General features: G+C 65.8%; 18 protein-coding genes. 10 read left to right on the forward strand and 8 right to left on the reverse strand.

Annotated elements, in window-relative coordinates; all coding sequences use genetic code 11:
* The first annotated feature begins 348 nt into the window (after positions 1 to 348).
* The 4 genes from PMO31116_RS04655 (at position 349) to PMO31116_RS04670 (ending at position 6,510) form a co-directional block, all read left to right on the forward strand.
* Entirely contained in the window at positions 349 to 2,019 is a 1,671-nt protein-coding gene (locus PMO31116_RS04655) for a GMC family oxidoreductase (protein ID WP_150565694.1), read from the forward strand.
* Between the two features lie 50 nt (positions 2,020 to 2,069).
* Complete coding sequence (locus tag PMO31116_RS04660; RefSeq protein ID WP_150565695.1) at positions 2,070 to 3,401, forward strand: MFS transporter; 1,332 nt, start codon at positions 2,070 to 2,072, stop codon at positions 3,399 to 3,401.
* 254 nt (positions 3,402 to 3,655) lie between these two features.
* Positions 3,656 to 4,987, forward strand: a complete 1,332-nt coding sequence (locus PMO31116_RS04665; RefSeq protein WP_150565696.1) for an MFS transporter — start codon at positions 3,656 to 3,658, stop codon at positions 4,985 to 4,987.
* Positions 4,988 to 5,259: 272 nt separating this feature from the next.
* Positions 5,260 to 6,510 (forward strand): sensor domain-containing phosphodiesterase, encoded by a 1,251-nt coding sequence (locus PMO31116_RS04670; RefSeq protein ID WP_150565697.1) that lies wholly within the window; start codon positions 5,260 to 5,262, stop codon positions 6,508 to 6,510.
* A 52-nt stretch (positions 6,511 to 6,562) separates the two neighbouring features.
* Here PMO31116_RS04670 and PMO31116_RS04675 read toward each other — a convergent pair whose 3' ends face one another.
* Positions 6,563 to 7,669, reverse strand: a complete 1,107-nt coding sequence (locus PMO31116_RS04675) for an NADH:flavin oxidoreductase/NADH oxidase (protein WP_150565698.1) — start codon at positions 7,667 to 7,669, stop codon at positions 6,563 to 6,565.
* Between the two features lie 157 nt (positions 7,670 to 7,826).
* Here PMO31116_RS04675 and PMO31116_RS04680 point away from each other — a divergent pair, with 157 nt between their 5' ends.
* Complete coding sequence (locus PMO31116_RS04680; RefSeq protein ID WP_023597607.1) at positions 7,827 to 8,750, forward strand: LysR family transcriptional regulator; 924 nt, start codon at positions 7,827 to 7,829, stop codon at positions 8,748 to 8,750.
* A gap of 42 nt (positions 8,751 to 8,792) precedes the next feature.
* Here PMO31116_RS04680 and PMO31116_RS04685 read toward each other — a convergent pair whose 3' ends face one another.
* The gene (locus tag PMO31116_RS04685) at positions 8,793 to 9,902 is read right to left on the reverse strand and encodes a tartrate dehydrogenase (RefSeq protein ID WP_063598924.1); all 1,110 of its coding nucleotides are present in this window, start codon (positions 9,900 to 9,902) and stop codon (positions 8,793 to 8,795) included.
* Positions 9,903 to 10,017: 115 nt separating this feature from the next.
* On the opposite strand from PMO31116_RS04685, the gene PMO31116_RS04690 reads away from it, so the two are divergent.
* The gene (locus PMO31116_RS04690; RefSeq protein ID WP_150565937.1) at positions 10,018 to 10,926 is read left to right on the forward strand and encodes a LysR family transcriptional regulator; all 909 of its coding nucleotides are present in this window, start codon (positions 10,018 to 10,020) and stop codon (positions 10,924 to 10,926) included.
* Positions 10,927 to 11,004: 78 nt separating this feature from the next.
* Here PMO31116_RS04690 and bglX read toward each other — a convergent pair whose 3' ends face one another.
* Positions 11,005 to 13,332 carry a beta-glucosidase BglX gene (gene bglX, locus PMO31116_RS04695; RefSeq protein ID WP_150565938.1) on the reverse strand — a complete coding sequence of 776 codons (2,328 nt, stop codon included), beginning with the start codon at positions 13,330 to 13,332 and terminating at the stop codon, positions 11,005 to 11,007.
* Positions 13,333 to 13,627: 295 nt separating this feature from the next.
* Here bglX and PMO31116_RS04700 point away from each other — a divergent pair, with 295 nt between their 5' ends.
* The 3 genes from PMO31116_RS04700 (at position 13,628) to PMO31116_RS04710 (ending at position 17,586) form a co-directional block, all read left to right on the forward strand.
* Positions 13,628 to 15,175 (forward strand): glucan biosynthesis protein G, encoded by a 1,548-nt coding sequence (locus PMO31116_RS04700; protein ID WP_281350106.1) that lies wholly within the window; start codon positions 13,628 to 13,630, stop codon positions 15,173 to 15,175.
* 342 nt (positions 15,176 to 15,517) lie between these two features.
* The gene (locus PMO31116_RS04705) at positions 15,518 to 16,897 is read left to right on the forward strand and encodes an MFS transporter (protein WP_150565699.1); all 1,380 of its coding nucleotides are present in this window, start codon (positions 15,518 to 15,520) and stop codon (positions 16,895 to 16,897) included.
* A gap of 263 nt (positions 16,898 to 17,160) precedes the next feature.
* Entirely contained in the window at positions 17,161 to 17,586 is a 426-nt protein-coding gene (locus tag PMO31116_RS04710; RefSeq protein ID WP_150565700.1) for a hypothetical protein, read from the forward strand.
* A 24-nt stretch (positions 17,587 to 17,610) separates the two neighbouring features.
* Here PMO31116_RS04710 and PMO31116_RS04715 read toward each other — a convergent pair whose 3' ends face one another.
* The 5 genes from PMO31116_RS04715 to PMO31116_RS04740 all read right to left on the reverse strand — a co-directional run bounded on the left by PMO31116_RS04715 (position 17,611) and on the right by PMO31116_RS04740 (position 22,789).
* Positions 17,611 to 18,081: a MarR family winged helix-turn-helix transcriptional regulator gene (locus PMO31116_RS04715; protein WP_246185146.1), complete on the reverse strand. Its 471-nt coding sequence runs from the start codon at positions 18,079 to 18,081 to the stop codon at positions 17,611 to 17,613.
* A complete protein-coding gene (locus PMO31116_RS04720; RefSeq protein ID WP_174970861.1) occupies positions 18,078 to 19,115 on the reverse strand; it encodes an alpha/beta hydrolase family protein in 1,038 nt (345 codons plus the stop codon). Before PMO31116_RS04720 ends, PMO31116_RS04715 begins: the two co-directional genes overlap by 4 nt.
* A gap of 232 nt (positions 19,116 to 19,347) precedes the next feature.
* Positions 19,348 to 20,856 (reverse strand): histidine-type phosphatase, encoded by a 1,509-nt coding sequence (locus PMO31116_RS04725; protein WP_150565702.1) that lies wholly within the window; start codon positions 20,854 to 20,856, stop codon positions 19,348 to 19,350.
* A 230-nt stretch (positions 20,857 to 21,086) separates the two neighbouring features.
* Positions 21,087 to 21,920, reverse strand: a complete 834-nt coding sequence (locus PMO31116_RS04735) for an IclR family transcriptional regulator (RefSeq protein WP_246185162.1) — start codon at positions 21,918 to 21,920, stop codon at positions 21,087 to 21,089.
* Positions 21,921 to 21,961: 41 nt separating this feature from the next.
* Positions 21,962 to 22,789, reverse strand: a complete 828-nt coding sequence (locus tag PMO31116_RS04740; protein WP_150565704.1) for an IclR family transcriptional regulator — start codon at positions 22,787 to 22,789, stop codon at positions 21,962 to 21,964.
* A gap of 257 nt (positions 22,790 to 23,046) precedes the next feature.
* Here PMO31116_RS04740 and PMO31116_RS04745 point away from each other — a divergent pair, with 257 nt between their 5' ends.
* Positions 23,047 to 24,006 (forward strand): MBL fold metallo-hydrolase, encoded by a 960-nt coding sequence (locus tag PMO31116_RS04745; RefSeq protein ID WP_023597619.1) that lies wholly within the window; start codon positions 23,047 to 23,049, stop codon positions 24,004 to 24,006.
* Positions 24,007 to 24,123: the final 117 nt, after the last annotated feature.

A 24,123-nucleotide genomic window follows, 5' to 3' on the forward strand; every position in this document is an offset into this window, starting at 1 on the left:
GCCTCCCTGGTCCGTCGCCCAACACCGTCGCACACAATAAAAGAAACAAAATATACCAATTTTTTTACAATCATCAGCCTCGGGATAACCCGCGACGAACGCGAACAGCGTGCGTCCGATGCCGGCTACGAGGGTTGTCGCATCGGTTTCGCCACCCTAGTAAAACCCCGCAGATGCGGCGCAGCAATTGCCTTTTTCTGAGACAGCAAGCGCGAAATCCGTTTCAATTCGCCCGCGCTCGCCGAATTTTTCTTGGCATTTTCGCGGCGCTCGTCGACATTGGATCGAAACAATCCGAAACGAATCGTTTCATCCATTCGACGAAGTACGAGGCAGGAGGCAGGCGGTATGGAACATGAGGTCGACTATCTGATCGTCGGTGCGGGCTCGGCAGGCTGCGTGCTAGCCAACCGCCTGAGCGCGGATCCCGCGAACCGGGTGCTGCTGCTCGAAGCCGGCGGCGCCGATAGCAATCCATGGATTCATGTCCCGGTCGGCTATTTCAAGACGATGCACGATCCGGAGCTGGACTGGTGCTATCGCACCGAAGCGGACGCGAACGTCGCAGGCCGCCGTATCGACTGGCCGCGCGGCAAGGTGCTCGGCGGTTCCAGTTCGCTCAACGGCCTGCTGTATGTGCGCGGTCAACGCGAGGACTACGATCACTGGGCCGCGCTGGGCAACCACGGCTGGCGGTATGCCGACGTGCTGCCGTACTTCCGCAAGTCGGAGGATCAGGAGCACGGCGAGAGCGAATACCACGGGGTCGGTGGCCCGCTCAAGGTCTCTGACCTGCGGCTGCGCCGTCCCATCGCGGAACATTTCATTGCCGCCGCGAAGGACATCGGCATTCCCTTCAACCCGGACTACAACGGCGCGACGCAGGAAGGCGTGGGCTACTTCCAGCAAACGGCCTTCAGGGGCTTTCGCTGGAGCACCGCCAAAGGCTTCCTGAAGCCCGTGCGCGATCGTCGCAACCTGATTGTCGAGACCCGCGCGCAGACCTGCCGCGTGTTGTTCGAGGGCAAGCGTGCCGTGGGTATCGAGTATCTGCAGAACGGTCAGCGCAAGAAGGCCCGCGCCCGCGTCGAAGTGATTCTCGCGGCAGGCGCCATCGGGTCGCCGCAGTTGTTGCAGAACTCCGGCGTGGGCCCGACCACGGTGCTGGCCAAGGCTGGCGTGGCGCTGCGTCACGCGCTGCCCGGCGTCGGAATGAACCTGCAGGACCACCTGCAAGTGCGCCTGGTGTTCAAGACGCGTGAGCGCACGCTCAACGACGAGGTCAACAACCCGCTGCGCAAAGCGCTCATCGGACTGCAATACGCGCTGTTTCGCACCGGCCCCCTCACGCTGGCCGCGAGCCAGGTGACGATCTTCACGCGTTCGCGCCCCGGTCTGACGCGCCCCGACATCCAGTTCCACATGCAGCCGCTCTCGGCCGACAAGCCGGGCCAGGGCGCGCATCGCTTCTCGGCATTCACGTCGTCCGTGTGTCAGTTGCGCCCTTTCAGCCGTGGCAGCGTGGAAATCGTCTCGAACGATCCGCTGCAATACCCGGCGATCCACGCCAACTATCTGTCCGACGAACGCGATCATCGCGTGGTGATCGACGGCATCAAGGTCGCGCGCCGCATCGCTGCCGCGCCGTCGCTGGCGCCCCATATCACGAGCGAGTTCATCCCTGGCGCGAAGTACCAGAGCGACGACGAACTGCTCGCGGCAGCGCGCCAGTTCAGCCAGTCGATCTACCACCCGGCAGGCACCTGCAAGATGGGGCACGACGCCATGGCGGTGGTGGACGACCGCCTGCGCGTGCACGGTCTCGCGGGGCTGCGCGTCGTGGACGCATCGATCATGCCCGAACTGGTGTCGGGCAACACCAATGCACCGACCATCATGATCGCCGAGAAAGCGGCCGACATGATTCTCGAAGACAGGAAGCAGGCGTCGGGCATGCAGGAAATCCGCGGCAGCGAGGAGGCGCCGGCGGAGGTGGCAAACGTTGCGGTAACGATTTAGCCAGGGATGTTCGCGTCAGCCCAACACCATTACAAGATCCGGAGACTTCCATGAATGCATCGACCCAGACCGACGCGCGGCAGATGCGCCGTGTCGTCGTCGCCAGCCTCATCGGCGCCACCATCGAGTGGTACGACTTTTTCCTCTACGGCGTTGTCGCCGGCATCGTGTTCAACAAACTGTACTTCCCGTCGGGCGACCCGCTCATCTCGACGATGCTCGCCTACGGCACGTTCGCCGTGGGCTTTTTGAGCCGGCCGCTCGGCGGCGTGATCTTCGGACACTTCGGCGACAAGCTCGGGCGCAAGAGCATGCTCGTGATGACACTCACCATCATGGGGATCGCCACGATGCTCATCGGCCTGGTGCCCACCTACGCGCAGATCGGCATCTGGGCGCCGGTGCTGCTGCTCCTGCTTCGCGTGCTGCAGGGCATCGGGCTCGGCGGGGAATGGGGCGGCGCCGTGCTCATGGCGTTCGAATTCGCGCCGAAGGAAAAGCGAGGCTACTACGCGAGCATCCCGCAAGTCGGCCTCGCCCTCGGCCTGTGTCTCGCCTCGGGCGTCGTCGCGGTGCTCTCTTACACCCTGACCAATGCGCAATTCCTGGCGTGGGGCTGGCGAGTGGCGTTCTTCCTGTCGGTCGCGCTCGTGGCCATCGGCATGTACATCCGCCTGAACGTGATGGAGACGCCTGAATTCTCGAAGATCAAGAAGGCCGGCGCCGAAATCAAGATGCCGATCGCGGAGGTGCTCACGCGCAACACGGGCAACGTGCTCGCCGGCATGGGCGCGCGCTTCATCGACGGCGTGTTCTTCAACATCTTTGGCGTGTTCTCGATCGCGTATCTCACGCAGACGCTCAAGCTCTCGCAAACGGAAGCGCTTACCGGCGTGATGGCCGCGGCGTTCGTGATGATCTTTACGATCCCCTTCTTCGGCAAGCTGTCGGATCGCATCGGACGCACGCGCATCTACTTCTGGGGCTCGCTCGCAACCGGCCTGTCGTCGTTCGCCGGGTTCTGGCTGATGAAGGCGAGCGGGGGCAGTGTGATGCTCGTCTGGCTGTCCATCGTGATTCCGCTGGGCGTCATCTACGCGTCGATCTATGGCCCGGAAGCGGCGCTCTTCGCCGAGCTGTTCGACGCCAAGGTGCGCTACACCGGCATCTCGTTCGTCTACCAGTTCTCGGGCATCTTCGCGAGCGGCCTCACGCCGGTGATCGCCACCTATTTGCTACAGAAGAACGGCGGCGACCCTTGGATGATCTGCATCTACGTGCTCTGCTCGGGCCTTGTCAGCGCACTGTCCGCCGCGTGGATCGGCAGCCGCAAGCGCCGGCAGCAGGTGTGGCATGGCGCCGGCGCGACGGAGCATTCGTGAGCCGTCGATGAGCGCCCGTGAGATGTGAGGCTTCGGCGCGAAGCACGAAATTCGCCAACGCACAAGGGCGTGTCCTGTAACAGGACACGCCCTTTGTCATTTGTCGCTTGACGTGCCCGCGACCGATCTCGTGCGAAGATACGGGGGTATCGCTCACGTAGGCCGCGAGCGAAGTTGCTTTGCAGTGCATAGCATTGCGACGCCGGCGGCACGCGTGAACGCCGTTGCCCCCACTCTCCAGCCCGCAAGACAGCATGCAGCGAGATCCGTCGCCCGACGACATTTTGGAAACGTTGGCCGCCCCGGCCACGACGATCGGCCAGACCGAGGACGCACCCGACCGTCCCGGCCCGCTCTCCGAGGCGTCGCTGCTGGGCGCGCCGCCCACGCCGCCCGGTCCGGCGCCCGCCGACGCCGTGCCGCTGCCCATCAGCGTCTACCCGGCGCTCCTGGGGATTCTGCTGGCCTATGGCGTACTCGTGGTCGGCAACGGCCTGTTCGTCACCGCCGTGCCCTTCCATGCCCTGAAGTTCGGCGCATCGACACTGTCCATCGGCGTGATCCAGTCGTGCTACTACGGCGGCTTCCTGCTCGGCGCGTTCTACAACCGTACGCTCATCGAGCGTATCGGCCAGCATCGAGCCTTCGTGGCGTTCACCGCCCTCGCCGCGCTGTTCGTGATGGGATTCGCCGTGAGCGAATCAGTGCCGATGCTGTGTCTGCTTCGGCTGGGGACCGGCTTCGCCCTCATGGGCATGTACACCACCGTCGAGAGCTGGCTCAACGGCTCGGTGCCCAACACCATGCGCGGGCGCGTGTTCGGCTCCTACCTGACGATCAACTATCTCGCCGTGAGCGCCGGCCAGTTTCTGCTCAACGTGGGCGAAGCGGGCAGCGAGGGCCAGCTCCTGCTCGTCGCGGGCCTGTTCGTCGCGGCCATTCTGCCCATCACGCTCATGCAGGGCTGGCCCACGCGGGTGGCCGACGAACGGCTCGTCAAGCAGCCCGCCGTCAGCCTGTTCGACAGCATTGCGGAGATGGCGCGCGCCACGCCGATCGCCATCCCCGGCTGCATTCTGGCGGGGTTCCTGTACAGCGCCTTCTACGCGATCATGCCGATCTACCTCACTCGCATCGGCTTTTCTATCAGCAGCCTGTCGACGCTGATGGGCGTCGCCCTGTTCGGCGCGCTGCTCATGCAGTGGCCAGTGGGACGCCTGTCGGATCGCATGGACCGCCGCACCCTCTCGCGCCGGCTGGCACTCGCGGCCGCGGCGTTCTGCGTGCCGTTGATCGTCATTCAGGCGCACTGGCTCGTGTTCGTGCTGATGTTTCTCTTTTCCGCCGCCAACTTCACACAGTACGGGCTGATCGTCTCGCATGTGAACGACCGCACCGAGCCGGAACGGCGGGTCGCAGTCAGCGCCACGCTGCTCATCCTGTTCTCGGTCGGCGGCATACTCGGGCCGATGATCGCGTCGATATTCGTGACGCTCCTCGGCCCCGGCGGGCTGCACGTCTTCAATGTCGCTTGCGCGCTCGCGCTGGCTCGCGTGGCGCGACGGGCACAGGTGCTCGCGCCCTGATCGGGCACCCGGCGATGATGGGCGCTCGCGGGCGCCCACGAGCGATGCGGACGGCACCACGCACGCCGCGGTACGACAACGCATGGGCATGACGGCGCGGAGGGCGGCGCCCGGCCCCACTTTGGTGCGACCACGCCGTGGTGTGGTGCGATGCGTCACAACGTCGGCGAAAAATCGCGGACAATAGCGCGGGCGCCGCCGGACGCCTTTGAGCACGGTTCTTGCTCTCCTATCCTGTACATAACACTGACGCCCCCGCGCCCGCTTCCACCATGCACATGACCGATCTCGACGCCCCTGGCCTGCTGCCCCCCCGCATGACGGCGGCCGACGACGGCCGGCGCATCGTCATCTACGGCGACTTCACGATTTGCAGCGTCTTTCAGCCCGTGTTCTCGGTGTCGCACCGACGCGCCATCGGCTATCACGCTTCGCTACGCGCGCACGACGCCGAGGGCCGCCATGTGCCGTCGCATGAAGTGTTCACGCTGGCGGCGCGTCACGGCGACATGCTGGAGCTGGGCCGGCTGGCCGAATCGCTGCATCTGGGCAACTTTCACGAATTCGACAGCCGCGACGCGTGGCTCTTCCTGAACCTGCATCCGGCCGCGCTGATGGATACCGTCTACGGCGACGCGCTCATCGCCACGCTCAAGGCCACGGGTCTGTCGCCGCAGCGCGTGGTGCTCGAAGTGCCGGAGCAGGCTGGTGGCGACACACCGCGCTTCGGCGCCATCGTGGGGAGTCTTCGCAAGGCGGGATTCCTGATCGCGCTGGGCGGTTTCGGGGCGAAGCATTCCAACATCGACCGGGTGTGGGATCTGCGTCCGGATATCGTGGTGCTCGACCGGGGCATTCTCGCGCAGGCCGCGGAGCAGACACACCTGGCGCGGGTACTGCCCGGGCTCGTGTCGCTGCTGCACGAATCGGGGCAACTCGTGATGATGGGCGGTCTCACGTCCGATCGCGAAGCGCTGATCGCACTGGAGTGCAACGTCGACTTCGTGCAGGGGCAATATTTCGCGGCGCCTGACGTTGACCCGGTGCCGCCCAAGGTCGCCGCCGAACGCATGGACGCCCTCTCGTCGTCGCTGCGCACGCAATTGGTCGAGCGCGAGCGCGCCGAGCATGCGCGCCTGGCGCCGTACGTGGCCGGCATCGAGGCGGCCGCCGCGCGCATGGCGCAGGGCCAGGATCTGCGCACGGCCACGCACGACCTGCTGGCACTGCCCGACGCGGCACGATGCTTCCTGCTCGACGCCGCCGGACGCCAGATCGGCGACAACGTGCTGCCGCACAGTCATTCGTCGCAGCGCGCCAAGCGTTTTCGCCCGCTGCTGCATTCGGAAGGCGCGAACTGGGCGCGACGGCCGTACTTCATCGAGGCCATGCGCGCGCCCGGCGAAGTGCATTTCACCCCACCCTATCTCTCCATCAACGAAGCGCACCTGTGCGTGACGGCATCGATTGCGTCACCCGCGAAGCAAGGGTTGCACGTGCTCTGCGTCGACATCAACTGGTAGCTTGCGAAACGCTGCCGCCACGCGGCGGCAGCGCGTCGCGCGTTGCCGTGACTCAGGCGGCGCGCTGCACCTGGTAGCGTTCGAGCCAGTGCGCGTAAGGCGCGGGCAGCACCCACGACGGACGCGCCACATCGAGTTCGCGCGCGGCGTGATAAGGCCAGTGCGGATTGGCGAGCAGCGCACGTCCGACCATTACGAGGTCCATCTGGCCGTCCGCCACCACGCGCTCGGCCGCGTGCGGGTCGTCGATCCCCCACGACGACGCCACGGCAATGCCGGCCTCGCGCTTCACACGCTCGGCGATCGGCGCGAGAAACGCGGAGCCCCAGGGAATCTTGGCGTCAGGCGTCGAAAAGCCCACGCTCACGTTGAGCAGATCGAGGCCTCCCTCGCGCATCTGACGCGTCAGCGCAATCGACTCGGCGAGAGTCTGCTCGTCACGGCCGTCGTACTCGATCACACCGAAACGCGCGGTCAGCGGCAGATGCTCGGGCCACACTTCGCGTACCGCCGCGAGCGTCTCGAGCAGGAAGCGACCACGACCGGCGGCGTCCCCGCCGTAGGCGTCCTCGCGATGATTCGCATGCACCGAGAAGAAGCTCTGCGCCAGATAGCCGTGGGCGAAGTGCAACTCCAGCCACTCGAAACCGGCGGCCAGCGCACGACGCGCAGCCGCCACGAAGTCGGCCTTCACGCGAGCGATGTCGTCGAGCGTCATGGCCCTGGGCACCTTGCCAAGATGTTTGCCGAACGCCACGGCCGACGGTGAAATCGTCGGCCAACCGCGCGGATCGTCCTCGGCGATATGGTCGTCGCCCTCCCACGGGCGGTTGGCGCTCGCCTTGCGTCCCGCATGGGCGATCTGAATGCCGGGCACGGCGCCATGCGCCTTGATGGCCGATGCGATGCGCGCCATGCCGGCCGCCTGCACGTCGTTCCACAGACCGGTGCATCCCGGCGAAATGCGCCCCTCCGGCGAGACGGCGGTCGCCTCGACGATGACCAGCCCGGCGCCACCGCGCGCGAGCCCGCTGTAGTGGGCGAGATGCCAGTCGTTGGTCACGCCGTCGACGGCGCTGTACTGACACATGGGCGGAATCGCCACGCGATTGCGCAGCTTGACGCGTTTCAGTTCAAAGGGGGAAAACAAGGCGGACATGAAGAAATCTCGGTGATGTCAGTGAATGCGGCGCTCGCCCCGGCAAGCCCTCGGCTCCGGCGGCGCCTCGACCGGACAGGGTCGACGCAAGCCATGGTAGCCGCATATCGCTATAATAAAAACCACCCGCACATTATCAATTCGATAACACTTCGTTATGGTCAATCCTCAGTGGCTCAAATCGTTCGCCACGCTCGCGGAGCTTGGCAACTTCACCCGTACGGCCGATCGCCTGGGCCTCACGCAGGCCGCCGTGAGTCAGCATGTCAAGCATCTGGAAGAGGAATTCGGTCCGTTGCTGGTGCGTCGGCCGCGCGCCATCGAGCTCACCCCCGGCGGTCAGGCGCTGCTCACCTACTGCCGCGAAGTGGAATGTGCGGCACGGCACCTGCGCTCGCGACTGGACGACGCCGACGACGAGTGCGGCGAAGTGACGCTCATCACGCCCGGCAGCATCGGCCTGTACCTGTGTCCCATCCTGCTCGACATGCAACAGGCCAATCCGGCGATGGTCGTGAAGCATCGCTTCGCGCCCGATCGCGAGGTGCTCGAGGGCGTGTTGCAGAACCACTTCGAGCTGGGCCTGGTGACACTGCGCCCTGAAGACGCGCGGCTGAGCGCCAGCCCGTTCACGCAGGAGCCGCTCGAACTTGTGGTGCCGGCAGGCGAAGACGTGCACAGGTGGGAGGACCTGAAGCGCATCGGGTTCATCGACCATCCCGACGGCGAAGCAATGTCGACGCGGCTGCTGAGCCGCCGGTTTCCCGGCAATCCGGGCGTGCGCAGTCTCCCGGGCAAGGGTTGTACGAATCAGATCAGTCTGGTGCTCGAATACGTCGCACGCGGACTCGGTTTCACGATCATTCCGCAATACGCACGACAGGCCTTTGCGTCGCAGGATGCGATTCGCGTGGTCGACTGCGGCCCGCCGGTGGTCGATACGCTTTGGTTGATTCACCGCGCGGAATGGCCGCTCTCGGCTCGGGCGCAGCGTGCCGTCGCGCTACTGCGCGAGCGCGTTGACGCGCCGCGCCCGCGAGCGTTCGGCGGCGAGCGCGTGCTGCAGCGCGCCCGCGCCTGAGGTGCTCTTCCCCCTGCGTCGCCTCGCTCGCCTCGATCGCGCTCAGTTGCCGGCAACCACGGCGGCGATCGCCTGACCCACTTCGGTCGTGTTCGCGCGCCCGCCCATGTCGCCGGTGCGCGGACCGTCCTTGATCACCTGCGTGATCGCCGCGAGGATCGCGTCATGCGCCTCGCGGACACGCCCCTCCCCCTTGCCGAGGAAGTCGAGCATCATCGCGGCCGTCCAGATCATGCCGATCGGATTGGCGATGTTCTTGCCCGCGATGTCCGGTGCCGAGCCGTGCACCGGCTCGAACAATGACGGAAACCGTCCTTCCGGATTGAGGTTGCCCGACGGCGCGATACCAATGGTGCCCGTGCACGCGGGGCCGAGGTCCGACAGGATGTCGCCGAACAGATTCGACGCGACCACCACGTCGAAGCGATCCGGATTGAGCACGAAGCGCGCACAGAGAATGTCGATGTGCTGCTTGTCCCAGGTGATGTCCGGGTACTTCGCGGCCGTCTCGGCGGCGCGCTTGTCCCACCACGGCATCGAGATCGAAATGCCGTTGCTCTTCGTCGCCACCGTCACGTGCTTGCGCGCGCGCTGCTGCGCCAGGTCGAAGGCGAACTTCAGCACGCGCTCGGTGCCGTGACGCGTGAAAATCGACTCCTGCACGACGAACTCGCGCTCCGTGCCCTCGAACATCACCCCACCGACCGACGAGTATTCGCCTTCCGTGTTCTCGCGCACGATCATGAAATCGATGTCGCCCGCCGCGCGACCCGCCAGCGGCGACGGCACGCCGTCGAACAGGCGCGCCGGACGCAGATTGATGTACTGGTCGAACTCGCGACGGAATTTCAGCAACGAGCCCCACAGCGAAATATGATCGGGCACCGTCTCGGGCCAGCCCACGGCGCCGAACAGAATCGCGTCCACGCCGTCGAGCTGCTGCTTCCAGTCGTCCGGCATCATCTGGCCGTGCTTGGCGTAGTAGTCGCAGCTCGCCCATTCGATGTGACGGTACTCGAGGGGAATGCCGAAGCGCTTGCCGGCCGCGTCGAGCACCCGCAGGCCTTCGGGCATCACCTCCTTGCCAATGCCGTCGCCGGGAATCACGGCGATCTTGAACGGACGCTGAGGGCGCTGGGACGTGTCGGTCATGGTGAGTCTCTCCTGGTTAACGGTAATGCCTGTCTTGATCCTAGGTTATTCCATTCCATCGCGGATAAAATCCCCTATTCGGTTAATCGACTATCCACGAATCGTGAATAAAACCCTGCCCGTCAATCCGAATCTCGACGACCTGCGCGTGTTCTGCCAGGTGGCCCGTCGCGCCAGCTTTTCGGCGGCGGCCGAGGCACTGGGGGTCTCGCCCGCTTATGTGAGCAAGCGCGTCGGCATGCTCGAGGCCGATCTCGGCACGCGGCTGCTGCATCGCTCGACCCGCCGCGTGGCCATTACCGACGCGGGAGAGCGCGTCTACGCCTGGGCGGAAAAGATCCTCGACGACGTGAACCATCTGATCGAAGACGTCTCCAGCACGCGACAGGTGCCGCGCGGCACGTTGCGCGTGTCGAGCAGCTTCGGATTCGGGCGGCACGTCGTGGCGCCGGCCATGTCGCGCCTGCGCGCGCTGCATCCGCAGCTCAACGTGAGGCTCGATCTGTTCGACCGGATCGTCGACGTGGCGGCCGAGGGCTACGACCTCGACGTGCGCATCGGCGACGACATCGCACCCCATCTGATCGCACGCAAGCTTGCCGACAACCATCGCGTGCTGTGCGCGTCGGCGGCGTATCTCGACGCGCACGGTACGCCGCGTCAGCTGAGCGATCTCGCCGGGCATGCGTGCATCGTCATCAAGGAACGCGATCACCCGTTCGGCATGTGGCGCCTGCAACAGCGCGGCGAGGCCGTCTCGCTCAAGGTGACGGGGCCGCTGTCGACCAATCACGGGGAAGTGGCCGTGCAGTGGGCGCTCGACGGGCAAGGTATCGTGTTGCGCTCGATGTGGGATGTGGGCGCGCTGATCGCGCGCGGAGCGCTGATACAGGTGTTACCCGACGTCACCCAGCCGGCCAACGTCTGGGCGGTGTACCCGTCTCGTGTGGCGGCATCGGCGAAGGTGCGCGCCTGCGTGGAATTCCTTGCCGGGGAATTCCGAACGCACCGAACGCAGGCGTGACGCGGACGATGGGACAGGCGCCTGCCGAGAGAGTTTTCGCTGCGAGCGCCGTGGGCACCGCAGCGAAACGCTTGCCGCTTACTTCAGCGTGAACGTCGCCTGGCCGACGTGCTGCGAATCGAGTCCGATCTGCACGTTGAAATCGCCGGGTTCGGCCACGTATTGCAGCTTGGCGTTGTAGAACTTCAGCAGGCCCTCGTCGATGGTGAAGTGCACGGTGCGCGACTCGCCCGGTTTGAGCGCAATCTTCCGGAAACCCTTGAGTTCCTTGACCGGCCGAACGATCGAGGCCGCCACGTCCTGCAAATACAACTGCACCACGGTTTCCCCCTCGCGCTTGCCGGTGTTGCGCACGGTCACGCTCGCATCGAGCTTGCCGCCGCGTGCGAGCGTGCCGGCCGACAGGTTGACCTTCGAGACGTCGAATGTGGTGTAGCTCAGGCCGTAACCGAACGCATACAACGGGCCGGAGTCCTCTTCGAAATATTGCGAGGTGTAGTTCGGCGGTTTGCCCGGCGTGAACGGACGGCCGATGCGCAACTGGTTGTAGTACGTGGGAATCTGGCCGATGGAGCGCGGAAACGAGATCGGCAACTTGCCCGACGGGTTGTAGTCGCCAAACAGCACGTCCGCGATCGCATGGCCGCCTTCCGTGCCGGTGTACCAGGTCTCGAGCATGGCGTCGGCATTGGCCTTGGGCCAGTTCAGATCGAGCGGGCGACCGTTCATGAGCACCACGACCAGCGGCTTGCCCGTGGCCTTGAGCGCCTGCAGCAGCGCCAGTTGGCTGCCCGGCAGCGACAGGCTCGTGCGGCTCGACGCCTCGTGCGACATGCCGCGCGACTCGCCCACGGCAACCACGAGTGTGTCGGCGCTCCTAGCGACCTGCACCGCCTCGTCGATCATCTGCTGCGGGGTGCGCTTGTCCTGCACGACCTCCGGATTGTCCCAGTCGAGGAAGTTGAGGTACTCGACCACACGCGGGTCGTCGGTAATGTTCGCGCCGCGCGCGTACGTGACCTGAGCATTCGCGCCGAGCGCGTCGCGCACGCCTTGCAGCAGGGTGACCGCCTGCCCCGCCACGCCCGCGGCCGACCAGCTGCCCATGATGTCGATCTTCGCGTCCGCCAGCGGACCGATCACGGCGACCTTGCCCGTCTTCGCGAGCGGCAGCGTGTCGTGCCGGTTTTCGAGCAGCACGATGGACTTGCGCGCGGCGTCGCGCGCGGCATCGCGATGCAGACGACTCTCGGCATTCACATCCTTCGGGTCTTGCGCGGCAGCGCCGATGCGGCGATACGGGTCAGCGAACAGCCCCATGTCGTACTTCGCCCCGAGCACCTCCCGCACCGCGCCGTCGATGTCGCGCATCGGCACCTCGCCCGACTTCACGAGATCCGGCAACTGCTTAAGGTACTGCACGTCGGCCATGCTCATGTCCACGCCCGCCTCGATGGCCAGCTTCGCCGCCTCGCGACCGTCCCTGGCCACGCCATGACGCATCAGTTCCTCGATCGCGCCGTGGTCGCTCACCGTCACGCCCTTGAATCCCCATTCGTCGCGCAGCAGATCGCGCAGCAACCATTTGTTGGACGTGGCCGGCGTGCCGTTGATCGAGTTGAGCGCGATCATCACGCCCCCCGCACCGGCGTCGATCCCGGCGCGATACGGTGGCAGGTAGTCCTGGTACATGCGCATCGGACTCATGTCCACCACGTTGTAGTCGCGCCCGCCCTCCACGGCGCCATACAGCGCGAAGTGCTTCACGAACGCCATCAGGCTGTCCGGATTGGCCGGCGACGATCCCTGGAATCCCTGCACGCTGGCGCGCGCGCTCTGCGAAACCAGATAGGGGTCCTCACCAAAACCCTCCGACGTGCGCCCCCAGCGCGGATCGCGCGAGATGTCCACCATCGGTGCGAATGTAGCGTCCAGGCCGTCGGCGCTGGCTTCCTCGGCGGCCACGCGCGCGGCGTGTTTCACGACCGACATGTCCCAGCTCGACGCCAGGCCGAGGCTGATCGGGAACACAGTGCGGTGACCGTGCACGATGTCGTAGGCGAAGAAGATTGGAATCTTCAGGCGGCTGTGCTTGACGGCAGCGTCCTGCAGCGGACGGTTGTCGGCCCGCGTGACCGAGTTGAACGTACCTCCCACGCGGCCCGCGGCGATCTCCTCCATGAGCTTCGGCGCCGGCATGTCGGCCCCGATGCTGATCAATCGCAGTTGCCCGATCTTCTCGTCGAGCGTCATGCGCCGGATGAGGTTGTCGATGAAGGCCTGCTTGGCGGATGCGGAGGGCATGGCCACGGCCGGGTTGCCGTTGCCCGCGCCATCGGTGGCGGCGAAGGCCGAAGCGGCACTCAGACAGGCGAGGCTGGCGGCGACGGCCAGTGCAGAGAACATTCTCATGGGATAGCGATCCAATGTGGCGCGACGACGGGCACGGAAATTACGGTGTGATTCGACCGGCCTGCCCCGCCGTCATGTCGATTGGTGCCGAGCACGCGGGCATTCGCCAGGTGAACGACGCGAAATGCGATACTTTGCCACAATGCGTCGGGGTCGCTTGCGGAATTCGCGCGCCAAAAGTGCAACAAACCGTATCTCAAACCTGCTGCGCCCCCTCATTTTGGAGAGATTTGTGGTTTCGCTTTCAGTTGCTCCTTTCGCTGCATCGTGGCATCGACGCGTGCGCGCCCTGGCCCCCGCACTCGTGGCGGGCGTCGCCCTGCTAGGCGCCGCGCATGCCAACGCCTTCTCCCTGGACGACGTCACCGCTCGCGCCAGGGCGCTCGCCGACAAACCCTACACAGCGCCGGTGAGCAACCTCACACCTGCCTTCGCGAAGATGCAGTTCGGGGATTACATCAAGATCCAGCCGCGGCGCGACGCGTTCGAATGGAACGATCAGCCCACGGCCTTCAGGCTCGGCTTCTATCATCAGGGCATGCAGTTCAGCACGCCCGTGAAAATCAACGAAATCGTCGGCAGCGGCAGCAACGCGAAAATCGACGAAATCAAGTACGACAGCCATCGCTTCGACTTCGGCGACCTCAAACTGGACCGCAGTGCCACGCAAAATCTCGGCTATGCCGGCTTTCGCGTACTGTATCCGATCAACGAACCCGGCAAGCTCGACGAAATCATGAGCGTGCTCGGTGCCAGCTACTTCCGCGTGATCGGCAAGGGCCAGGTCTACGGTCTGTCGGCGCGCGGCCTGGCGATCGACACGGGCCTGCCGATCGCGGAGGAATTCCCGGCGTTTCGCGAGTTCTGGATCGAACGCCCGAACGCGGGCGACAAACACCTGGTCTTCTACGCGCTGCTCGACTCGAAGCGCGCCACGGGCGCCTATCGCTTCGATCTCACGCCCGGCGATGACTCCGTGCTGCAAGTGCAGGCGCGCGTGTTCATGCGCGACAAGGTGACCAAACTCGGCATCGCACCGCTCACCAGCATGTTCCTTTTCGGACCGAACCAGCAGCGCGATCCTTACAACTTCCGTCCGGCGCTGCACGATTCGAACGGCCTCGCGATTCACGCGGGCAACGGCGAATGGATCTGGCGCCCGCTGAACAATCCGCGCAATCTCGCTATCAGCCAGTTCCAGGTGACGAATCCGCGCGGCTTCGGCCTGCTCCAGCGCGGGCGCGACTTCTCGAAATTCGAAGACCTGAAGGACCGCTACGACCTGCGCCCGAGCGCGTGGATCGAGCCGCAAGGCGACTGGGGCAAGGGGCATGTCGAACTCGTGGAGATTCCGTCGCCCGACGAAACCAACGACAACATCGCCGCGTTCTGGACGCCCGATCAGTTGCCGCCCAAGGGCACGCCGCTCAAGGCCGACTATTCGATTCGCTGGACCATGAACGAGCGCGGCATCATCGACCGACGACTGGCATGGGTGAAGCAGACGCTGCGCACCGCCGGCGAGATCACGCAAGCCAATCTCATCCGGCACTTTGACGGCAGCACCGGCCTCATCGTGGACTTCGACGGCGGTCCGCTGGCGTCGCTGCCGGCCGGATCGGTCACCCCCCAGGTGAGTGCGAGCGACAACGCCACGATCCTCGAGCAGACGCTGCAGCCCAACCCCGTGACACACGGCCTGCGCCTGAACCTCCGCGTAATGGTCAAGGATCCGGCCAAGGTCACCGAGTTGCGTGCCGCGCTGATCTCCGGCGGCAAGGCCGTCAGCGAGACATGGAGTTATCAGCTCCCGCCGTATTCGGTTGCCAAGCAATAAGTTGCACCCCTGCCTGAAGCGTGCGGCGGCGTTCGGTCGCCGCACACCCTCTTCCTCACGCCGGAATCCCCCCAATTAAACAGCCACTTACGTGACGTGTTTTCTCATGTAAAACCCTAGCACCTGCAATTTGCGCTTGCAGTCGACGATCATTTCGCGTTTACTGCATGCACAATATTGCATAAGCAACCCCCTTTCCAACCGGAAAGCGGAGGTTGGTTTCATGGGACGCGGCCGCCGAGCCCCGCCCGTGAGGCTCGGCCAAGTGGCGCCGGTGTCGGTCAAGGCATCCCAAGACTCTCCGCGTTTCGACGGAGGGCGGATACGTTATGGAGACTCCGCATGCGACACATTGACGTACATCATCTGGCCGACGAAGCGCGCTTCAACGGCTATCACGGCCGCATTCTGCTCTGGTGCGCACTCATCATCATCTTCGACGGCTACGACCTCGCGGTCGCTGGCATTGCCTTGCCGTCGATCATGAAAGCGATGAACGTCGACGCCACGAGCGCCGGCTTCATGGTCAGCTCGGCGCTGTTCGGCATGATGTTCGGCGCCATCGTCATGGGCATGGTCGCGGACAGCATCGGGCGACGCAAAGCCATTGCGATTTGCGTGCTGATGTTCTCGCTCTTCACCGCGGCGGCCGGTCTCACGCACGAGCCGATCAGCTTCTCCGTCACGCGCTTTTTCGCCGGTGTCGGCATCGGCGGCGTGATGCCGATCGTGGTCGCGCAGATGACGGAATACTCGCCGCGCAAGCTTCGTGGCACCCTCGTCACGCTGATGTTCTCGGGCTATTCGGTCGGCGGCATGCTCGCGGCGTTGCTGGGCAAGGGGCTGATCGAGTCGTACGGATGGCAGTCCGTCTTCTTCGCGGCCGCATTGCCGGCGCTGCTCGTGCCGTTCGCGATGAAGGCATTGCCGGAGTCCATGCCGTTCTTGATTCGCACCGGTCGCCACGACGCCCTCAAGCAAGTGCTCGCGCGACTCGCCCCTGCCTATGCCGCGCAGCCCGGCGACCAGTTCGCCCTGCCTGCAACGGACCGCAAACAGGCCGCCCCGCTCTCACGCCTGTTCCAGGACGGCCGGGGCTTCAGCACAGTCATGCTGTGGGTGGCCTTCTTCATGTGCCTCTTCATGGTGTATGCGCTCAGTTCGTGGCTCACCAAGCTCATGGCCAGCGCGGGCTATAGCCTCGGCTCCGCACTCACCTTCGTGCTGGTGCTGAACTTCGGCGCGATGCTCGGCGCCATTGGCGGCGGGTGGCTCGCCGACCGCTTCAACATCAAATACGTGCTCGTCGGCATGTACGCCCTCGCTGCCGTGTCGATCACCCTGCTTGGGGTGAAAGTGCCCACACCGGTGCTGTTCGTGCTGGTCGGGCTGGCCGGCGCTTCGACCATCGGCACGCAGATCGTCACCTATGCCTACGCTGGTCAGTTCTATCCGATGGCCGCGCGCGGCACCGGCATCGGCTGGGCCTCGGGCGTGGGACGCAGCGGCGCCATTCTCGCGCCCATCGTGATCGGTGTGCTGGTGAGCATGTCGCTGCCGTTGCAGCAAAACTTTATGGCGATCGCCATTCCGGCGGTCATCGCCGTGATCGCCGTGTTGCTCATCGACCACAAGAAGTCGGCCACTGTACAGCAGCAAGCGGCGGCGCAATCGCGCGACACCTCGGCGCAATTCGCGAAGGGCGCGGGAGAACCTGCGTGATCTCGCGCGTCAAGACCGTCTGAAACCGTAAGAGGCGTAGCGATGACACGGCGGCGCAAAGGGGGCGCCGCCGTGAGAGAATTCGCGCCGCGGCCGTCATGGGAAAGACGGCGGCTTTCGGTGAAGCGATGCGTCGGGGCGGGGGCAGACCGACATCGCCTGATGCATGCGCGACACACGAAAAATCATTCAACCCGAGCGCCTCAGGCGCCGTTAACCAGATATCCGTCCCGTCCCAACGGAACGTCTGGAGACCCTCCCCTATGCCGCGCCTTGCTCTGCTGAGTTCTCTCATGCTGGCTGCCGTCAGCGCATCGGCCCTCGCCGGCCAACCGAATGACGCCACCGTCGTTCGACTCTCCACCCTTCAAGTCGCGACCGGTACCGCTGTTTTCGGCGGCGCACCCGTCGCCACCCTCGGCAACGACGCCTTGCGCAATGCCCACGGCAACTTCGGTGCGAACGTGGCCGCCGGTGCGCTCAATATGCAGTCGAACCAGCTCGTGCTGGCGACCGCATCGCATGTGAGCGTCGACACCCGTCAGACGATTCGCAACGCGGCGAGCGTGACGGGCGCCACCAGCGCATCGCTCGGCGAGCGCGCGTTGATGGGTGCATCGGGCAATATCGGGGTGAACGTGGTGGCAGGCGCCGCCAACGCTCAGGCAAACGCACTCGCGATTCACTGAGCGCCCGCCCGGCGCGGGATCGATTCAGATATCCGCCGGAAAGCGGTTCTGCAAGTTGGAGAGCCAGCGCGCGACGACGTTCAATTCGGCTTCGGTGAAGTCGTCGTGCAGCAATGCGTTGAGCTCGGCAAGAATGTCACGGGCGCGGGCGACCGCCTTGTGCCCGGCTGCCGTGATCCGCAATCGCGTGGCACGCCCGTCCTCCGCGTCGGCACGCCGCGTCAACAGCCCGGCGCTGACCATGCGATTGGCCAGCCCCGTCATCGACGACGGCGAGAGCTGCAATGCCGCCCCCACTTCCCCCACCAGGGCATCTTCGTGACGCAGCAGGTAGAACAGCACGCCTGCCTGCGCGGCACTCACGCTTGCGGAGTCGCCCGCGTGCGCATCGATCCACCTTTGCACGCGGCGCTGGCCGACGGTGAGCAGGAAGTACAGCCGGCGGTCGGCGGCCTCCCCCCTGACTTTGCCCTTGCGCGGCTCTCCGGCAGTCACGGTGGGCTCGGCAGGGGCGGCGGACGGTTGGCGTTTTGGCATTCGGTCTGGTCGGATCGTGGTGATTGCATTGTGGCGGCAGATCGCATCGCCGCAGCCAGGTCGGCCGACGTGGATGACCACGAGGTTCCCGGCATGCCGGAGTGGGGCGAGCCCGCCCAGGTTTGCGCCGATCCCGCCGACAACAGCCAGTCGATGGTTTCGGGCCAAAGGAACCCTCCGGAACGTTGCCGGAAGTATCCCATATGCCCGATCGATCCGGAATCCGAACGAACCGCCGCGATCTCGCGGCGTGTCACGGGGGCATTGCGTAAGCGCGACACCAGCAGTGCGATGCCCATCGGCGTGGCCCACAGGTCATCGTCGAACCCGAGCGACAGGATCGGCGTGCGCACGCGGGCGAAGCGCGCGTCCGCGTCGAGTGTCGGATCGTCGAAAAAGTAGTTCGGCAGGCGGGTCCAGCGACTCCACTCGAGCAGAACGCCCGCGGGAAGATCCTCGCCGATGCCCAACTTGCTGCCCGGCATGTACCCGGCAAGGCGCGTGAGCAGTGGCGCGATCCAGTGCATCAGGAGCGTGATGCGTCGTCGCTCGGGGCGATGACTCACCACGCGCATCGCGCCGACATGCGACGCGACCTGTACCGCGGCGACCAGCCGGTTCGAACTCTCGCACAACCCGATCGCGTGGCCGCCGAAACTATGGCCGACCGCGTAGCACGGCAACGACGGATAGGCCGATGTCGCCCAGCGTGTCACGCCTTCCACATCCAGATCGGCCCAATCGCGCATGCGCGCCCGAAAGCCGCGCAGTCTGGGCGGTCGCGATCCGTCGACTCCGCGATAACTGTAAGTGACGGCGATCAGGCCCCGACGCGCGATGTATTGCGCGAACGCGAAGTAGAGGCGCTCGGGAACGGCGGTAGCCGGATGCACGAGCACGACGCCAAGTGCTGGCAACGATTCGGGATACCAGACGTGCCCCCCCAGCGGATACCCGTCGACCGCTGGAATTTCGACGGCAAACGACGACATGACACAACTCCCCGGCGCTCGCCCTCCCAAAGGAAGATGCACGGCGCCTGTCGGTTAGACAGCTTCGAAATTTATTTCGCACACGAAGTATATCCGCCAATTTATTTCGTGCACGAAATAAATTAGAGGCGCACTACGAGAGCGGGGAAGCGAAGGTGGATGGCGTGGCGCTCACGGGCGGCTCGCCTCGCCCCGGCGCGCCACGCATGGGTTCGCGTTCGAGGCCTGACGCCTATCGAACGCCGTCCAGACACGCCGGCAAGAGCGCCGCCCGCGCGCGCCGCGCGAAAGCGGGCCAGCGGCAGGCTTTGGCATCCGGGCCGTCAGTGCATTCGGGGACGGAAAGCGTGACGCGCCGGGCGGGCTCGTCGAGCGAGAGCGTGGTGAGATGGCGCATCTGATGCATCGACTGGTAGACGAACTCGACCCGCACGAACGGCTCGCCCGCCGGGCTACGCCAGAGACTGAAGACGAGCGCGCCGTCGGGCGGCGTGTTGTCGGGCTGATCGGGCAACTGCCAGTCCAGCTTGAGCATGCCGGCCAGATTGGCGACGTTCGTGTCATGACCGGTGAGCACGTAGACGCGATTGCCCACCGGCAACACCGGTCCATGGACCGGCGCGGGCGGCGGCGCCCCCGTTTGCTGCTCGGCGCGCGTCAGGGCGTCGAGCACCACGGCAAGCAACGGCGTGCCGTTGGTGGCCGCGAGATAAGGTGTGCGATTGAGCAGGTCCCGTCGTGCATTGCGGGCTTCGAGCAGGAGCGCCCAGTCCTTTTCGTCGCGAATCCGTCCCCATGCCACGTCGTTGTCGGGCAAGCCCTCGCCATATTGCAGCAGAAAGACTTCCGCAGCCGTCGCGGCACTGCCCAGCGCCCCGCGCAGCGTCACGCCGCTGCCGTCGCCCTCCACGCGCAGCCGGGTCGGCTCGTCTTCGAGCTTGCATCCGCCCTGCGCACCGCACGCCGGACTCTGTCCGTAGTCGAGCACTTCGCTCATGCGAGCGAGCGTCGCGACATAGCGTTTGTTGAGCCCGGAAACGCCGTCGGGTGCGAGCCGCGCCTCGATCGCGCCGCGCGCCGCCCCCGGATCCAGCGGGCAATCGCCCGCGGCCATCGGCGAGAAGACCGCGTCGTAGGTCGTGAGATCCGCCTGGTGTGCCGTACGCATCTCGCATCCCGGCGCCATGCCCTGGAGCAGCGCGTTGCCCGTCTCGCGTGTGCGCTGGTCGATGTCCGCCCATCCGTACACCGTGCCCGGTGCGGGGCACGCGTTGTCGGGCAACACGCGACGTGCGCGCAACCAGTCGCCATAGTAGCGACCCATGCGCTCGGCCAGCGAGCCACCGCGCGCCGTCAGGTAGCCAGCCGGCACGGGCCACCCCGGCCAGGCATCGGGCGTCAGTTTGTCCAGCGGAGGATGCGCATGCGTTGGCGCGCGCACGCCGTGTCGGCTCACGATCACCGTCGAGACCAGGGTCCAGTCGGCAGGCATGCCGTCGATGCGCGCGGCCGACTCCGGTGGCTTCGCCGCCCCCGGTGCGGGCGGCGTGGCCGTCGTGCAAGCACTCAGTACGCCGGCCACGGCAAGTGTCGCCGCGCCAGCCCGCCATCGCATGCCGCGTCGCCCAAGTCGAATCTGTCGGGCGGGCAACAGAGGCGCCAGGCACGCTCGCATGGCGAGCGCAGCGATGCGGGTGCGAACGGTTTCACGGGTCATCACGCGGAGCATGGCAAATGTCATGGGCAAATCGGGGTGACGGAGACGGCGGGGTACGGGATCGACATCCATCTTACCGTGCGCGTCCGACATCCCCAAGACGAAGCGCCGCCGGAGCGCCAATGCATCGCGCGGCGCGCACCGGCGAGTCCATACGCGCACGGCGCCGGATACGCCCACAATCGCGCAGCTCATGCACCTGGAGCGACTTATGCGGCTTATGCGGCTTATGCGGCTTATGCGGCTTATGTGGCTTATGCGGCTTGCGAGGTTGCCGTCGGTGCGCGACCGATCGCGCCGAAGCGCCACGACAATCGGTGTGCCGCGGCCACGAGCGCCTGCGCGGGCGCGGCGTCGGACGCCGTCTCAAAGCTGCCCGCCGACCCCATGAGCGCCAGCACCAGCGTGACTTCCCCCGTATGGTCGAACACCGGCACCGCCATCGTATCGATACCGGGCACGGGATTGCTCAGTGCCGTATCGAACTGCTGTTCGCGAATCGTTCGAAGGCGGGCGGCATAGTCCGAAGGCGGCGTCGATGCGCGCCCTTCCGCCCCCATGCCCGCCATTCGCACGGGTTCCTGCGAGAGCATGCCGCCCAGCACCGCCTCGGGCAGGAAAGCGGCGAACGTGCGTCCAATCGCGGTGTTCACCAGCGAAAGCACCGTGCCGATGCGCAAACTCACGTGCTGCGGTCGCATCGCCTCCTCCAGGCGGACCACCGTCGGTCCCACGGGGCCGAGCACCGACATCGCCGCCGACAGGCCGGTCGCCTGCGCGAGCGCGAGGATCTCCGGCTCCGCCTCTCCCGTTGGGGAAAGCCGTTGCAGCGCCATCAGCCCGAGCTCCAGGCCGAGGACGCCCGCCTCGAAATTGCCGTTCGCGTCGCGCGCGAGCAGGCCCGCGCGCTGGAGACTCACAAGGTGGGGATGGGCCTTTGCCGGCGCCATGCCCGCTTCGCGCGCAAGTGCGTTCAATGGCAGCGAGCGCCCCGCGCTCACCAGCGCCTCGAGCAATGCGCCGGTACTCTCGAGCGCCTGGATGCCGCGCTGCGGCCTGGACGTGGCGCCCGCGTCGTCCGGCGTCATCCCGGCTATCGTCACGTCTTCGGTGCGATGTCGCGTCGCGCTCATGCGTCCTCTCCTTCCCTGCCGCGGCCCTCGTCCGCATTCACCTGTGCGGCGATGCCGCTCGCCGTCGCTCGCAATGCGGTAGCGGCCTCGCCCTCCCAAGCCACGTCGAGCGCCGCCGTCGGGCCGATGGCCGTCAGCCCAAGGCGCAGACGACCGCTCGCATCGAACACCGGCGCGCACAGACTGCTCACCGACGGGCTCGGCGTGTTCACGCTGCGCGCCATGCCGTGCCGGCGCGTTTCATCCAGCAACGCCTCGAATCGCGCGCGTTCGTCGGCAACGGCCGGCACCTGTTCGCGCCAGGGCTGCGGCCATTGCGCGTCGGGGGTGAAGGCACAGAAGGCGCGCCCGGTCGACGTGGTCGTGAGCGACATCACCGACCCCACATGCAGGTTCACGTGCAACGGGAACGCCGCCCGCTCGAAATGAACCACGAGCGGGCCTTGCGGCGCCGCCGCGCAGATCGCCACGCAGAAGCCGGTCTCCCGCGCCAGCGCGACGACGCGCGGCACCGCCGCCCGATACGCCGGATCGTTTTCGAGATGCAGCAGTGCAAGACGCAACGTCATGGGACCCGGCGCGTAGTCCCCCGACATCGGGTCGCGCTTGAGCAGGCCAAGCCGCGTCAGGCTCACCAGATACGGATGCGCCTGTGCGGCCGGCAGCCCCGCGAGCGCGGCCAGGTCCCCCGGCCCCAGCGGCCGGCGCGCGTGCGCCAGCGCCTGGAGCAGACGCGCGGCGACGTCCACGCTCTGCACGCCGCGCGAGGCCCGGCCCGGTTGGCCGCTCACGTCGGCAGCGCCGTCCTTCGGAATTCGGTTCATGCGATTTCGGGAGCCCGGCTCCTCAATGAAAATGGCCTAGATTCTATACATGTCGGCGTCTCGCCTGGTGCGCCAACCCGGTATTGCCACAGGGTAAACCCGGCACTTCGACCCGCACAAAACACGCGCCGATCGATCTCGCCGCAACATTAGCAAATAACAATAAGATTTGTCATTGACAAATAATTGAGGCGTTTCGTAAGATGCCTTCATCCGCAGCATCCTTCCCCGCAGACGAGATAAAGAGAGAGACAAGCATGGCCAAAGCATTCGCCTCGCAAGCCGACCTGGAAGCCAAGAAGGTCACGTTCACCCAACTGTCGGAAAACGCCTGGGCCTACACCGCCGAGGGCGATCCGAACTCCGGTGTCATCATCGGCGACGACGGTGTGATGATCGTCGACACCACGGCCACGCCGGCCATGGCACAGGACCTGATCGCGAAGATCCGCACGATTACCGACAAGCCGATCAAGTATGTGGTGCTCTCCCACTACCACGCCGTGCGCGTGCTGGGCGCGTCCGCCTACTTCGCCGAAGGTGCCCAGCAGATCATTGCGAGCCGCGGCACCTACGAGATGATCGTCGAGCGCGGCGAGGCCGACATGAAGTCGGAGATCGAGCGCTTCCCGCGTCTGTTCGCCGGCGTGGAAACGGTGCCCGGCCTCACGTGGCCGACGCTCGTCTTCGACAAGGAAATCACGCTGTTCCTCGGCAAGCTCGAAGTGAAAATCGCGCACCTCGGGTCGGGTCACACGAAGGGCGATACCGTGGTGTGGCTGCCGTCGCAGAAAGTGCTGTTCTCGGGCGACCTCGTCGAGTACGACGCCGCCTGCTACACCGGCGACGCGCAGCTCGCCGAATGGCCGGCCACGCTCGATGCGCTCGCGGCCCTGGGCGCCGAGAAGCTCGTGCCCGGACGCGGCCCGGCCCTGACCACGCCGGACGAAGTCGCCAAGGGCCTCGCCTACACCAAGGACTTCGTGACGACGCTGTTCGAAGCGGGCAAGCAGGCCGTCGAACAGAAGCTCGATCTGAAGGGCGCCATGGCACTCACGCGCAGCCAGATGGATCCGAAGTTTGGCCACGTGTTCATTTACGAACACTGCCTGCCGTTCGACGTGACGCGCGCCTTCGACGAGGCCAGCGGCATTACGCACCCGCGCATCTGGACGGCACAGCGCGACAAGGAAATGTGGGCCGCGCTGCAGGACTGAGCGCGACACGTCGTTCCCGGGTGCGGCAGTCACTGCGGCACCCGTTGCAAATCGCAATAACAATAAACGAAACCCGCCGGCGCCTGAGCGCCGGCGCGGTGTCGACGATGGAGACAT

The organism is Pandoraea morbifera (genome assembly GCF_902459575.1).
GTDB lineage: Bacteria > Pseudomonadota > Gammaproteobacteria > Burkholderiales > Burkholderiaceae > Pandoraea > Pandoraea morbifera.

Coding starts and splice junctions, on each gene's coding strand:
- PMO31116_RS04670 (WP_150565697.1), top strand. CDS start 5,260: ATGCACATGACCGATCTCGACGCCCCTGGCCTGCTGCCCCCCCGCATG.
- PMO31116_RS04665 (WP_150565696.1), top strand. CDS start 3,656: ATGCAGCGAGATCCGTCGCCCGACGACATTTTGGAAACGTTGGCCGCC.
- PMO31116_RS04655 (WP_150565694.1), top strand. CDS start 349: ATGGAACATGAGGTCGACTATCTGATCGTCGGTGCGGGCTCGGCAGGC.
- PMO31116_RS04740 (WP_150565704.1), bottom strand. CDS start 22,789: ATGAACCGAATTCCGAAGGACGGCGCTGCCGACGTGAGCGGCCAACCG.
- PMO31116_RS04660 (WP_150565695.1), top strand. CDS start 2,070: ATGAATGCATCGACCCAGACCGACGCGCGGCAGATGCGCCGTGTCGTC.
- PMO31116_RS04745 (WP_023597619.1), top strand. CDS start 23,047: ATGGCCAAAGCATTCGCCTCGCAAGCCGACCTGGAAGCCAAGAAGGTC.
- PMO31116_RS04705 (WP_150565699.1), top strand. CDS start 15,518: ATGCGACACATTGACGTACATCATCTGGCCGACGAAGCGCGCTTCAAC.
- PMO31116_RS04720 (WP_174970861.1), bottom strand. CDS start 19,115: ATGTCGTCGTTTGCCGTCGAAATTCCAGCGGTCGACGGGTATCCGCTG.
- bglX (WP_150565938.1), bottom strand. CDS start 13,332: ATGTTCTCTGCACTGGCCGTCGCCGCCAGCCTCGCCTGTCTGAGTGCC.
- PMO31116_RS04735 (WP_246185162.1), bottom strand. CDS start 21,920: ATGACGCCGGACGACGCGGGCGCCACGTCCAGGCCGCAGCGCGGCATC.
- PMO31116_RS04685 (WP_063598924.1), bottom strand. CDS start 9,902: ATGACCGACACGTCCCAGCGCCCTCAGCGTCCGTTCAAGATCGCCGTG.
- PMO31116_RS04675 (WP_150565698.1), bottom strand. CDS start 7,669: ATGTCCGCCTTGTTTTCCCCCTTTGAACTGAAACGCGTCAAGCTGCGC.
- PMO31116_RS04725 (WP_150565702.1), bottom strand. CDS start 20,856: ATGACATTTGCCATGCTCCGCGTGATGACCCGTGAAACCGTTCGCACC.
- PMO31116_RS04680 (WP_023597607.1), top strand. CDS start 7,827: ATGGTCAATCCTCAGTGGCTCAAATCGTTCGCCACGCTCGCGGAGCTT.
- PMO31116_RS04710 (WP_150565700.1), top strand. CDS start 17,161: ATGCCGCGCCTTGCTCTGCTGAGTTCTCTCATGCTGGCTGCCGTCAGC.